This window comes from Caulobacter sp. 05T431 (genome assembly GCF_056665975.1).
In genome coordinates this window covers 1-11,931 of the sequence record NZ_JBFTKU010000044.1, presented here as the reverse complement: position 1 = coordinate 11,931, position 11,931 = coordinate 1, and the positions used below count along the sequence as shown (strand labels likewise).

The window sequence follows — 11,931 nt, the reverse complement described above, 5'->3', positions numbered from 1 at the left end:
CGCCGCGCCCGCCGCCGGGGCTCCGGCCGCCGCCGCGCCGCGCGCCCACCTCTCGCTCGAGCAGCAGGGCATCCCGGCCGGTTCGTACGACTTGGTCCCGCTGGACGGCATGCGCAAGACCATCGCGCGCCGCCTGACCGACAGCTTCCGCGACGTGCCGCACTTCCCGCTGACGATCGATCTTGAGATCGACGCCCTGCTGGCCGCGCGCGCCAAGATCAACCACCTGCTGGAAGGCCAGGGCGTGAAGGTGTCGGTCAACGACATCATCATCAAGGCCGTGGCCGTGGCCCTGAAGCGCGTGCCGGAGGCCAACGCCTCCTACACGCCCGAAGGCATCGCCATGCACCACCACGCCGACATCGCGGTGGCCGTGGCCATCGACGGCGGCCTGATCACCCCGATCGTCCGCGCCGCCGAGACCAAGGGCCTGGCCCAGATCTCGGCCGAGGTGAAGGACCTGGCGGCCCGGGCCAAGGCCAAGAAGCTGAAGCCCGAGGAATTCCAGGGCGGCACCTTCTCGGTCTCCAACCTGGGCATGTTCGGCATCAAGGCCTTCGCCTCGATCATCAACGAACCGCAGGGCGCGATCATGAGCGTTGGGGCCGGCGAGCAGCGCCCGGTGGTCAAGGACGGCCAGCTGGCCGTGGCCACGGTGATGACCGTCACCCTGACCTGCGACCACCGCGTGGTCGACGGCGCGATCGGGGCCAAGTTCCTGGCCGCCTTCAAGCCGCTGATCGAAGAGCCGCTGACCCTGATCGTCTAAGCGGCATAGGGGAGGGCAGGAATGTCCGTCTACGACTACTCCGCCAAGACGCTGGACGGCCAGGACGCGAGCCTGGCCGACTATCGCGGCCAGGTGCTGCTGATCGTCAACACGGCCAGCAAATGCGGCTTCACCCCCCAGTATGAGGGGTTGGAGGCGCTGTACCGCGAGTACAAGGACAAGGGCTTCACCGTCCTGGCCTTCCCCTGCAACCAGTTCGGGGCCCAGGAGCCCGGGAACGCCGAGGAGATCGCGAACTTCTGCTCGCTGACCTACGACGTGACCTTCCCGGTCCTGGCCAAGATCGACGTCAACGGCCCGTCGGCCCATCCGCTCTACGCCTATCTCAAGCACGAGCAGAAGGGCCTGCTGGGCACCGAGGCGATCAAGTGGAACTTCACCAAGTTCCTGATCGGTCGCGACGGCGAGGTCGTCGAGCGCTTCGCCCCCACCACCAAGCCTGAAGACTTGAAGCTCGCCGTCGAGGCGCTGCTGTAGACCTCTCCTGGACCGGTCCTCGGGACCGATCGACCGACGCCGACGGCTCCCCCCGACGGCGTCAAACCTAGGATACGAAAGACATGTCCACGGAATTCGACGTCGTCGTCATCGGGGCCGGCCCCGGCGGTTATGTGGCCGCGATCCGCGCCAGCCAGCTGGGTCTGAAGACGGCGATCATCGAGCGCGAGAACCTGGGCGGCATCTGCCTGAACTGGGGCTGCATTCCCACCAAGGCGCTGCTGAAGTCCGGCGAAATCTACGAGCAGCTGTCGCACCTGGGCGGCTACGGCCTGTCGGTCGAGAAGGCCTCGTTCGACTTCGGCAAGATCATCGAGCGCTCGCGCGGCGTGGCCAAGCAGATGTCCTCGGGCATCGCCTTCCTGATGAAGAAGCACAAGATCGAGGTCGTCGAGGGCGAGGCCAAGCTCGAGAAGGGCAGCCCGTCGCCAAAGGTGGTCGTGGCCCTGAAGGCCGGCGGCAGCCGCACGATCCAGGCCAAGAGCGTGATCCTGGCCAGCGGCGCCCGGGCCCGCGAGATCGCCGCCATCGGCGCGGTCTCGGACGGCGACAAGATCTGGACCTATCGCGACGCCCTGGCCCCCAAGACCATGCCCAAGTCGCTGGTCGTGATCGGCTCGGGCGCCATCGGCATCGAGTTCGCCAGCTTCTACCGCGCCCTGGGCGCCGAGGTGACCGTCGTCGAGGCCGTGGACCGCATCATGCCGGTCGAGGACGCCGAGGTCTCCAAGGCCGCCCAGAAGGCCTTCGAGAAGCGCGGCATCGCCTTCCGCATCGGCGCCAAGGTGACCAAGGTCGAGAAGACCAAGGACGGCGTCTCGGTGGCCGTCGAGGTCGGCGGCAAGGCCGAGACCCTGACCGCCGCGGTCTGCATCGTCGCCGTTGGCATCGCGCCGAACACGGAAGGCCTGGACGCCATCGGCCTGAATATGGACCGCGGTCACGTGGTCACCGGCAAGCACGGCGAGACCAACGTCCCCGGCCTCTACGCCATCGGCGACGCCGCCGGCCCGCCCTGGCTGGCCCACAAGGCCAGCCACGAGGGCATCCACGCGGCCGAGCACATCGCCGGCTACAAGACCCCGGCCGTCAATTCGCCGATCCMAGGCTGCACCTACGCCAACCCGCAGGTCGCCTCGGTGGGCCTGACCGAAGCCGCGGCCAAGGCCGCCGGCATCGACGTCAAGGCGGGCCGCTTCCCGTTCCGCGTCAACGGCAAGGCCGTGGCGGCGGGCGAGATCGAGGGTTTCGTCAAGACGGTGTTCGACGGCAAGACCGGCGCCCTGATCGGCGCCCACATGATCGGTCACGAGGTCACCGAGATGATCCAGGGCTTCGTCACGGCCATCACCCTGGAAGCCACCGAGGAAGACCTGCACGGCATCGTCTACGCCCACCCGACCATGTCGGAGGCCATGCACGAGGCCGCGCTCGACGCCTACGGCCGGGTCCTGCACATCTAGGTCTCTGATCCTTCTCCCCCTGCGGGAGAAGGTGTCGGCGATAACCGACGGATGAGGGGTCTCTCAAAAGCAAAAGCCGCGATCAGCCGAAAGGCCGGTCGCGGCTTTGTCGTTCTTCAACCCCTCACCCGACCTCGCTTCGCGAGGCCGCCCTCTCCCGCAAGGGGAGAGGGATCGCGAGCTTACGGCCGCTTGCGCACCTGGGCGTCGACGCTCCATTCGCCAGGTCCAGCGAACACCAGGTACAGGAAGACGAAGCAGAACAGGATCGCCGCCTCGCCGCCGTTCAGGGCCGGCCAGAAACCCTTCGAAGCATGGGCCAGGAAATAGGCCACGGCCATCTGGCCCGACAGCACGAAGGCCACCGGACGCGTGAACAGGCCCAGCACCAGCAGGGCCCCGCCGATGATCTCCAGCCAGGCCGCGGCCACCAGCATCGGCGGCAGTGGGTCCGGCGCGCCCGGTTGCGGGGCCGGGAAGTGGAACACCTTCATCAAGCCATGCTCCATGAAGAGCAGGGCGGCGATGATCCGCAGCAGGCTGAGCACGCGCGGCGTCCAGACGATCAGTCTTTCCATGTCGATCTCCCTCCTAGTCGACGGTCAAAACGAAAAACCCCGACGGGCCAGGGCGGCCCGCCGGGGTTCGTGAAAGAGGCGATGTCCGCCAGGCCCATCAAGCGGCCTTGGCGTCCTGATCGGCCATCCTCTGGATGGCGACATAGTCGGTCTTGCCGCTGCCCAGCACGGGCACCTGGGTGACCTTGAGGATCTTGCGCGGCACCGCCAACTCCGGGGCGCCGATGCTCTGCGCATGGGCCACCAGCGGCGAGACGTCGGCGTCCTGGCGGTCGGTGACCAGCACCAGCTTCTCGCCCTTCTTCTTGTCGGGCATCGAGATCACGGCGTGGCGACCGTCGGGCCAGACGGCGCTGGCCAGGTCCTCGGCGGCGGTCAGCGAGACCATCTCGCCGCCGATCTTGGCGAAGCGCTTCACCCGGCCCTTGATGGTGATCCACAGGTCGTCGGTGACCGTCACCACGTCGCCGGTGTCATGCCAGCCGCCCTCGGGGGCGTCGACGCCGCCGTCCTCGCGCAGATAGCCGGTCATGATGTTGGGGCCGCGCACCAGCAGGCGTCCGCCCTCGGTGATGCCCTCGACCGGCTCGATCTTCCAGTCCTGGCCGGGCAGCAGGCCGCCGACCGTGCCCCGGCGGTTGTCGTCGGGCTTGTTGACCGCGATGACCGGCGAGGCCTCGGTGGCGCCGTAGCCTTCGAGCACCGGCACGTTGCCGAACTTCTCGGCGATCAGGTTGTGGGTCTCTTCCCGAACCTTCTCGGCGCCGCAGACCACGAACTTCAGGCCGCTCAGCTCGTCGCTTTCCGAGGCCCGGGCGTACTGGTTGACGAAGGTATCGGTGGCCAGCAGTACCGAGGCGCCGGCGTCCTTCAGCAGCGACGGGATCTGCTTGGTGTGCAGGGGCGAGGGGTACTGGAAGGCCTTCATGCCGGTCAGCAGCGGCAGGATCACCCCGCCCGTCAGGCCGAAGCAGTGGAACACCGGCAGTGGGTTGAAGAACACCCAGGCCGGATCGAGCTCGATATGGGCGGCGATCTGGATCGCGTTGGAGACCAGGTTGGCCTGGCTCAGCACCACGCCGCGCGGCGCGCCGAAGCTGCCCGAGGTGAACAGCACCACGCCCGGGTCCGAGGGCTTGGCCGAAGCGCGGAACTGGCGCGGGAAGATCCCGGCGGCGGCGGCGAACAGCTTGTCGGCCAGGCCGATCGTGCCCCGCACGTCTTCCAGATAGGTGATCTGGGCCTTCTGCTCGAGCGCGTCGACGATGTCGTGCAGCTTGCCCAGCTCGATGAACTTGTGGGCCGTCAGCACGCGCTTGACCCCGGCCAGCTCGCAGGCGGCGCGCAGGTTGCGCAGGCCGGCCGTGAAGTTGAGCATGGTCGGCACGCGGCCGAAGGCGTGCAGGGCGAAGAAGGTCACGACGGCGCCTGCGCCGGACGGCAGCAGCACGCCGACATGTTCGCCCGGCTTGGTCATGGCCGCGATCTTGCGGCCGAGCGCGAAGCTCGCCCGCACCAGGTCGGTGTAGCTCAGCGGATTGCGATCCTGATCCTCGAGGATCAGTTTCTTGGCGCCGTACTTGTCACGGGCGTCGAGCAGGGCGTCGAAGATGGCCTTCCGGCCGTCCTGCGCATTGAAAACTACCGGCATGCCGGCGAAACCTCCCGGAAGCGCGACGTCGCGCCCTCGTCTGTTTGAAGCGGGACCCTAGCGACGGCGTGTCGCTTTGCAAACACCCGTTACGTGCGCGGAAGCGCACCGGTCCTTCTAAAATGCGCTCAAGTCCTTGTCGTTCAAGGCTTGGCGGGCGGTGAGGGCGTGCGAGTCCGCAGGGCCTGGTCCACCGCTTCCAGCCAGGGGACCCGCACCGAATCTGTCTCCAGGTGCAGGGCGTGGCGGGCGCTGGGATAGCGAGTCTCGACGCAGCGGGGCAGGGCGGCGCAGACCGTGCGCTGGGGCTCGGGCAGGGCTTTGACGTCCTGGCCGGCGTCCAGCATCACGACAGGCGTCCGCACCCGCTTCAGGTCGCGCCCGACAGCGTCCACGGCGTCGTAGAAGGCCGCGTACCAGGCCAGGCTCGGCGCGCCCATCCGCAGGTCKGGATTGGCCAGCTGCCAGGCCTGCTGCACCGCGCCGCGCGCCGGATCGTGGGTCAGCCTGGCCGCGACGCCGTCAGGGCCCTCGCGCTTCCAGCCCGCCTGGCCCGGATAGCGCACGAAGCCCAGCTTCAGGCCGCGCGCCCAGCGGGCGATGCGGATCAGCTGGGCCTTGGGGCGGGGCGGGTCGGCGAGGTCGAAATTGGGCGAGGAGAGGATCGCCGTGTCGGCCTGAACCCCTTCCTCCAGGGCCCGCAGCGCGACCAGGCCGCCGTCGCCGGCGCCGAGGATCACGAACGGGTCGCGGGCCCCGACGCCGCCCTGGGGCGGGCGGATCACCGCCTTGACCATGGCCCGGGTCGCCGTGACGTCGGGGGCGAAGCTCTCGACATGGCCCAGGTCGCGCCACGGCGTGGCCCGTTCCGAGCCGCCCTGGCCCTGGCGCTCCAGGATCCAGACCACATAGCCCCGGCCGTTGAGGTCGGCCGCCGTCTCGAACCAGCCCTCGGCGGACTCGCCGTAGCCCGGCAGGATCAGGATCTGGCCCCGTGGCGCGCCGTGGGGGGCGGAGACGCCGTAGCGCTGCACCCGGTCGTCGCCGACCTTTACATAGCCCCAGGCCCAGCCCGCCGGCGGCTGGAAGCGCACGTCGAGGGACGGGGGTGTGCGGCTCTCCGCGAACGGCGCACGAACGCCCTCGTCACGGCATGCGACGAGCGGCAAAAGCAGCAGCAGACTCAGGAGACGGCGACGCATTCCAGGCACTCTTTTCGCGCCTTAGCGTCACATGCAAGAACGCATGCTTGATCTGGAGGCCAGGAAGTCCGATCTAGKCCGTTATGGTCACCCTGATCGACACGCTGAACGCCCGTGGTCCCGAAGATCGCGCCGTCCGCCACCCCGAAAAGCAGAACCGTCCCGACACGCCGGTCCTGCGCAAGCCCGACTGGCTGCGGGTCCGCGCCCCGGGCTCGGGTCAGTACAACGAGACCAAGGGCATCGTGCGCGAGCACAAGCTGACCACGGTCTGCGAGGAGGCGGCCTGTCCGAACATCGGCGAGTGCTGGAGCCAGAAGCACGCGACCATGATGATCATGGGCGAGATCTGCACCCGGGCCTGCGCCTTCTGCAACGTCGCCACCGGCCTCCCCACCCAGCTGGACCCCGACGAGCCGCGCCGCGTGGCCGAGGCCGTCGCCAAGATGGGCCTCAAGCACGTGGTCATCACCTCGGTCGACCGCGACGACCTGATCGACGGCGGCGCCCGCCACTTCGCGGAGGTGGTCACGTCGATCCGCGCCGCCTCGCCGGGCACGACCATCGAGATCCTGACCCCCGACTTCCTGCGTAAGGACCGCGCCGAGAACGTGGTGATCGACTCCCGACCGGACGTCTTCAACCACAATCTCGAGACCGTGCCGCGGCTCTACCTGAAGATCCGCCCCGGCGCCCGGTACTATAACTCCCTGCGCCTGCTGGAGCGGGTCAAGGAGCGCGATCCCTCCCAGTTCACCAAGTCCGGCCTGATGGTCGGCCTGGGCGAGACCAAGGAGGAGGTGATGCAGGTGATGGACGACATGCGTTCGGCCGGCGTCGACTTCATCACCATCGGCCAGTACCTGCAGCCGACCCGCAAGCACGCGGCCATCGACCGCTTCGTGACCCCGGAAGAGTTCAAGGCCTACGAGGCCATCGCCCGGGCCAAGGGCTTCCTGATGGTGTCGTCCAGCCCGCTGACCCGCTCGTCGCACCATGCCGGCGAGGACTTCGCCAAGCTGCAGGCCGCGCGCCGGGCGCTGGACGCCAAGAGCGCTTAAGCCTTGCACCGTCACGTCGTCACCCGGGTGCTGCCCTATGCGCCCGAGCAGCTGTTCACGCTGGTCGGGGACGTGGAGGCCTATCCGCAGTTCGTGCCGTGGATCACGGCCATGCGCACCTGGAACGGCCGGGCCGACGCTCAGGTCTCGACCGTGGACGCCGAGGCCCAGGTCGGGTTCTCGTTCCTGCGCGAGAAGTTCGCGACCCGGGTCCGACGCGACGCCGCGGCCCTGACGGTGGACGTCAGCCTGCTCTACGGCCCGTTCAAGCGCCTGGCGAACCAGTGGCGGTTCCTGCCGCACGAGGCCGGGACGACCGTCGAGTTCGTTATCGACTTCGCGTTCAAGTCCAAGATCCTCGACGCCATGTTGGCCGCCAACCTGGACCGGGCGGCCAATACGCTGATCGGCTGTTTCGAGGACCGGGCCCGGGCGATCTACGGGCCGAAATAGAGTCGGGGGACATGTCCTCGCGGCGTGTCCCCAAATTCTAGCGCAACGCTTGCCGTTGGGGACACGCCCAAGGGCATGTCCCCGTTAGCGCCCCTTGAACGCCGCCGGGCGCTTCTGCAGGAAGGCGCTGACGCCCTCGATGAAGTCGTCGGTCTTGCCGGCGTGCTTCTGGGCGTGGCGTTCGGCGTTCAGCTGGCCCACCCAGTCGGCGTCGAGGCTGTTCCAGACCAGCTTGCGGATCGCCGACAGGGCGGCCGGACCGGCGGCCAGCTCCTGGGCGATGGCGGTGGCGGTCGGCATCAGCTCGGCGTCGGGGACGCAGCGGTTGATCAGGCCCCAGGACAGGGCCGTGGCGGCCGGGATCTTGTCGCCCAGCAGCATCATCTCCATGGCCCGCGCCTTGCCCACCAGACGCGGCAGCAGGTAGGTCGAGCCGCCGTCCGGCACCAGGCCGATCCGGCGGAAGGCCTGCAGGAAATAGGCGCTCTCGGCGGCCACCACGATGTCGCCCAGCAGGGCGATCGAGCAGCCGACCCCGGCCGCCGGCCCGTTKATCGCCGTGACGATCGGCAGGGGGAAGTCGCGCAGCAGGCTGACCAGCGGGTTGTAGGTGCTTTCCAGGGCCGAGCCGGCGTCGGGCTTGCCGTCGACATCGGCCTCGCGGCCCGCCGCGCCGCCGCCCGACAGGTTGGCGCCCGAGCAGAAGCCGCGGCCTTCGCCGGTCAGGATCACGGCGCGCGCTTCGACCTTGCCGGCGGCGATCGAGCCGAAGGCGTGGGCCAGTTCGCGGGCCATTTCCAGGCTGGCGGCGTTCAGGGTGGACGGATCGGCGAGGGTGACGACGGCCAGGCCGTCGGCGGCTTCCAGCCGGATCTTCTCGTAGGTCATGGCGTCCTCCCAAGGCTCGTCGTTGTCGCCTGGAGTCTACGCGCGACTAACCTTGGGGAAGACCAGAAAAATCTGAGAAGCCCCCGAAAGGGCGCTCGCGACTAGGCCGCGTTGGCCGAGTCCGGCTTGCTCTCGGCGGCGGTGACGCGGTTGCGGCCGCCGCGCTTGGACGTGTAGAGCGCCGCGTCGGCCCGTTCCATGACCGAGTGGCCGGTCTCGCCCGGACGACGCTCGGCGAAGCCCGACGAGATGGTGATCGCGCCCAGGTCTTCGTTGGTCGAGCGACGCTTGAGCATGCGCGACGACACCTCGACGCGGATCTCTTCCAGGGTGCCGGCGACCAGGGCCGCCGATTCCCGCGGGAAGATCATCGCGAACTCCTCGCCGCCGTAGCGGGCGGCGAAGCGGGGCGGGGCGGCGACGCGGCCGATGACGCTGGCGACGTAGCGGATGACCTGGTCGCCCGTCTGGTGGCCCCAGGTGTCGTTGAAGCCCTTGAAGTGGTCGATGTCGAGCACGGCCAGGCAGATGGTGGTGCCGGCCTCGTCGGCTTCGCTGCAGGCGCGGTCCAGCTCTTCGTCGAAGGCCTTGCGGTTGGCCAGGTTCGTCAGGCCGTCGGTGGTGGCGTCGCGGCGGACCTGTTCCAGGTGCTCGCGCAGACGATCGACCTCGGCGGTGGACTCCGCCAGGCGGGTCTCCAGCGACTTGTTTTCCTTCTGGACGCGGCGGGTGGCGTCGGCCAGGCCGCTGACGACGGCCTTCAGCTTGCCCACGTCCTGCGAGGCGTCCAGCTCCTTGGCCGCGCCGTTCAGCGTCTTGCCGTAGGCGGCGTTGCTCTTCTGGGCGTCCTGGATGGCCTTGGAGACCGATTCCAGTTCCTTGCTCAGCAGGTCGCCGGCGTCGCGGATCTGTTCGTTCAGCTTGGCCTTGGGCAGGTAGGTCGCGGCCAGCTCTTCGCTGAGCAGCTCGGTCAGCGGCTCACCAAGCGAGATCAGGCGGGTCAGCTCGCGGGCCAGGGCGCCGTCCGGATCGGCGACGAAGTGCGTCCACAGCTCGAAGTTCAGGGCCGTCGGCCACACCTGATGGCGCTCCATCAGCCCCAGCGCCCGGCCGGCGATCTTGTAGGCCTCAGGGCCGCGCAGCGTGGTTTCGACGTCCGACATTTCCAGTCCCCCAACAGCGCCGCATCGCCCGGATGCGCGCTTGGAGCCGCAATCTAGGCCGAAGAGTTCAAACGAGCCGTTAAGAACGAACGACGTTCACTTGCGTGTTCCCTCCGTCGCAAGCATTGTGAACGGTGATAAGATGAGCCTGCAGGCCGCTGGGAGGAACCTGACCGTGAACGCGCCCGCCAACCTCAACCTGGAATCGGCGAAAGCCGCGATGTCTCGAATCCTCGAGGCGCAGAAGGCCGCCCACCTGCGACAAGGCGCCCCGACGGCCGAACGCCGCATCGAGTGGCTGGACCGCTGCATCGGCTTGCTGGTCGATCACCAGGCCGAGATCGCCGACGCCCTGAACGCCGATTTCGGCGCGCGCTCGAAGGACGCCACGGGCCTGACCGACATCGCCGGCTCGATCGGTCCGCTCAAGCACGCCAAGGAGAACCTGGCCAAGTGGATGCGCCCTGAGAAGCGCAAGACCACGCCGGCGATCCTGGGCCTGTTCGGCGCCAAGGCCGAGGTCCAGTACCAGCCCAAAGGCGTGGTCGGGGTGATCAGCCCGTGGAACTTCCCGGTCAACCTGACCTTCGCGCCGCTGGCCGGGGTGCTGGCGGCCGGCAACCGGGCGATGATCAAGCCGTCCGAGTTCACCCCGGTCACCTCCGAGCTGATGAAGACGATGTTCGCCAAGGCGTTCTCGGAAGAGGAGATCGCGGTGATCACCGGCGGGCCCGAGGTGGGCCAGGCCTTCACCAGCCTGCCGTTCGACCATCTGGTGTTCACCGGGGCGACCTCGGTGGCGCGCCACGTGATGCGGGCCGCGGCCGAGAACCTGGTGCCGGTCACCCTGGAGTTGGGCGGCAAGAGCCCGGTGATCCTGTCGCGTGGCGCCGACATGGCCACGGCCGCGGCGCGGATCATGAACGGCAAGACCCTGAACGCCGGCCAGATCTGCCTGGCGCCCGACTACGTGCTGGCCCCGGCCGACCAGGTCGACGCCTTCGTGGCCGAGGCCAAGGCCGCCGTGGCCAAGACCTTCCCGACCATCAAGGACAATCCCGACTACACGGCCGTGGTCGCCCAGCGCCACTACGACCGGATCAAGGGTCATGTGGACGACGCCCGGGCCAAGGGCGCCCGGATCGTCGAGATCAATCCGGCCGGCGAGGACTTCAGCCAGCAGGAGCATCGCAAGATCCCGCCGACCCTGATCCTGGATCCCACCGACGACATGACAGTGATGCAGGACGAGATCTTTGGCCCGGTGCTGCCGGTGAAGACCTACGGCAAGGTCGAGGAGGCGGTGGACTACATCAACGGCCGTGACCGGCCGCTGGGGCTCTACTGGTTCGGGACCGACACCGCCGAGCGCGACATGGTGCTGGATCGCACCACCAGCGGCGGGGTGACGGTCAACGACGTGATCTTCCACGTCGCCCAGGAGGACCTGCCGTTCGGCGGGGTCGGTCCGGCGGGCATGGGCAGCTATCACGGCCGCGACGGCTTCCTGGAGTTCAGCCACCGGAAGGCGGTGTTCACCCAGCTGAAGAAGGACATCGCCCCGATGCTGGCCCTGCGCCCGCCGTACGGCGCGGCGATCCGGAAGTATCTGGCGGGGCAGATCAAGAAGTAGGGAAGGGGTTCGTAGCTCACCCACTTGCCCCCACCTGACCGCTACGCGGTCTGTCCGCCCCCGTAGGGGGCGGAGGCCGAAAACGCGGGCCCTCTTCCCCCCTATGGGGGAAGACGATCGCGAAGCGATCCGTAGGGGGCAAGTGTTCACCGGCACGACCTCTCGTCATCGCGCTCTCGCTGCGAAGTTTGGGAAGGGTGCGAAGCGCCCGGGCCTCGCCCGGAGAAGCTTTGATGTGAGTACCGTTTCGACGAAGTCAGGCGCTTCGCGTGGAGCCGTTATCCGGAAGCCTTCGGATCGCGGATTTTTAACCCGCTCCGATGGAGGCCCCCGACGGGCGGAAGGTTGGCGCCTTCCGGACCGCCTGGGCGATTTCAGCCCAGGCCTGTCGGCTTGGTCCGTCCCCCCGAGCGCCGGAGCTTCGTCGCGACTGAGGCGAACCTGCTCCAACTCCAACCCAGGGCGTCCTTGTGGGACACGACGGACTAAGCCTTCCCGCTCGTCCACCCCTGAAAGCCGTTCGGTCGCCGGCCGACGCCCTTCCCATGCTT

11 protein-coding genes are annotated in these 11,931 nt (G+C 68.4%); 6 read left to right on the top strand and 5 right to left on the bottom strand.

Translation table 11 applies throughout. The features are described from left to right. The 3 genes from AC1U89_RS24320 to lpdA form a co-directional block, all read left to right on the top strand. Positions 1-769, top strand: a 769-nt coding sequence (locus AC1U89_RS24320; RefSeq protein WP_479902190.1) for a 2-oxo acid dehydrogenase subunit E2, incomplete at its 5' end; no start/stop codon positions are given. 21 nt (positions 770-790) lie between these two features. After that, positions 791-1,267 (top strand): glutathione peroxidase, encoded by a 477-nt coding sequence (locus tag AC1U89_RS24315; protein WP_479902189.1) that lies wholly within the window; start codon positions 791-793, stop codon positions 1,265-1,267. An 83-nt stretch (positions 1,268-1,350) separates the two neighbouring features. Beyond that, complete coding sequence (lpdA, locus tag AC1U89_RS24310; RefSeq protein ID WP_479902188.1) at positions 1,351-2,751, top strand: dihydrolipoyl dehydrogenase; 1,401 nt, start codon at positions 1,351-1,353, stop codon at positions 2,749-2,751. Between the two features lie 182 nt (positions 2,752-2,933). Here the strand turns inward: lpdA and AC1U89_RS24305 are convergent, their stop codons facing one another. The 3 genes from AC1U89_RS24305 to AC1U89_RS24295 form a co-directional block, all read right to left on the bottom strand. After that, positions 2,934-3,329: a DoxX family protein gene (locus tag AC1U89_RS24305; protein WP_479902187.1), complete on the bottom strand. Its 396-nt coding sequence runs from the start codon at positions 3,327-3,329 to the stop codon at positions 2,934-2,936. 97 nt (positions 3,330-3,426) lie between these two features. After that, positions 3,427-4,980, bottom strand: a complete 1,554-nt coding sequence (locus AC1U89_RS24300; RefSeq protein WP_479902186.1) for an AMP-binding protein — start codon at positions 4,978-4,980, stop codon at positions 3,427-3,429. Between the two features lie 143 nt (positions 4,981-5,123). Further along, positions 5,124-6,182 carry a serine aminopeptidase domain-containing protein gene (locus tag AC1U89_RS24295; protein ID WP_479902185.1) on the bottom strand — a complete coding sequence of 353 codons (1,059 nt, stop codon included), beginning with the start codon at positions 6,180-6,182 and terminating at the stop codon, positions 5,124-5,126. Between the two features lie 83 nt (positions 6,183-6,265). Here AC1U89_RS24295 and lipA point away from each other — a divergent pair, with 83 nt between their 5' ends. Both lipA and AC1U89_RS24285 read left to right on the top strand, forming a co-directional pair. Then, a complete protein-coding gene (gene lipA / locus AC1U89_RS24290; RefSeq protein ID WP_479902184.1) occupies positions 6,266-7,243 on the top strand; it encodes a lipoyl synthase in 978 nt (325 codons plus the stop codon). 3 nt (positions 7,244-7,246) lie between these two features. Beyond that, complete coding sequence (locus AC1U89_RS24285; RefSeq protein WP_479902183.1) at positions 7,247-7,696, top strand: type II toxin-antitoxin system RatA family toxin; 450 nt, start codon at positions 7,247-7,249, stop codon at positions 7,694-7,696. A gap of 84 nt (positions 7,697-7,780) precedes the next feature. On the opposite strand, the gene AC1U89_RS24280 is transcribed toward AC1U89_RS24285, so the two are convergent. Both AC1U89_RS24280 and AC1U89_RS24275 read right to left on the bottom strand, forming a co-directional pair. Further along, positions 7,781-8,584 carry an enoyl-CoA hydratase/isomerase gene (locus AC1U89_RS24280; RefSeq protein ID WP_479902182.1) on the bottom strand — a complete coding sequence of 268 codons (804 nt, stop codon included), beginning with the start codon at positions 8,582-8,584 and terminating at the stop codon, positions 7,781-7,783. A 101-nt stretch (positions 8,585-8,685) separates the two neighbouring features. Beyond that, the gene (locus tag AC1U89_RS24275; RefSeq protein WP_479902181.1) at positions 8,686-9,747 is read right to left on the bottom strand and encodes a GGDEF domain-containing protein; all 1,062 of its coding nucleotides are present in this window, start codon (positions 9,745-9,747) and stop codon (positions 8,686-8,688) included. Between the two features lie 175 nt (positions 9,748-9,922). Here AC1U89_RS24275 and AC1U89_RS24270 point away from each other — a divergent pair, with 175 nt between their 5' ends. Then, entirely contained in the window at positions 9,923-11,380 is a 1,458-nt protein-coding gene (locus AC1U89_RS24270) for a coniferyl aldehyde dehydrogenase (protein ID WP_479902180.1), read from the top strand. The last annotated feature ends 551 nt before the right edge of the window (positions 11,381-11,931 follow it).

Excerpts from the sequence above, each read along its gene's own strand:
- AC1U89_RS24315 (WP_479902189.1), top strand. The coding sequence starts at position 791 with ATGTCCGTCTACGACTACTCCGCCAAGACGCTGGACGGCCAGGACGCG.
- AC1U89_RS24305 (WP_479902187.1), bottom strand. The coding sequence starts at position 3,329 with ATGGAAAGACTGATCGTCTGGACGCCGCGCGTGCTCAGCCTGCTGCGG.
- AC1U89_RS24300 (WP_479902186.1), bottom strand. The coding sequence starts at position 4,980 with ATGCCGGTAGTTTTCAATGCGCAGGACGGCCGGAAGGCCATCTTCGAC.
- lipA (WP_479902184.1), top strand. The coding sequence starts at position 6,266 with ATGGTCACCCTGATCGACACGCTGAACGCCCGTGGTCCCGAAGATCGC.
- AC1U89_RS24275 (WP_479902181.1), bottom strand. The coding sequence starts at position 9,747 with ATGTCGGACGTCGAAACCACGCTGCGCGGCCCTGAGGCCTACAAGATC.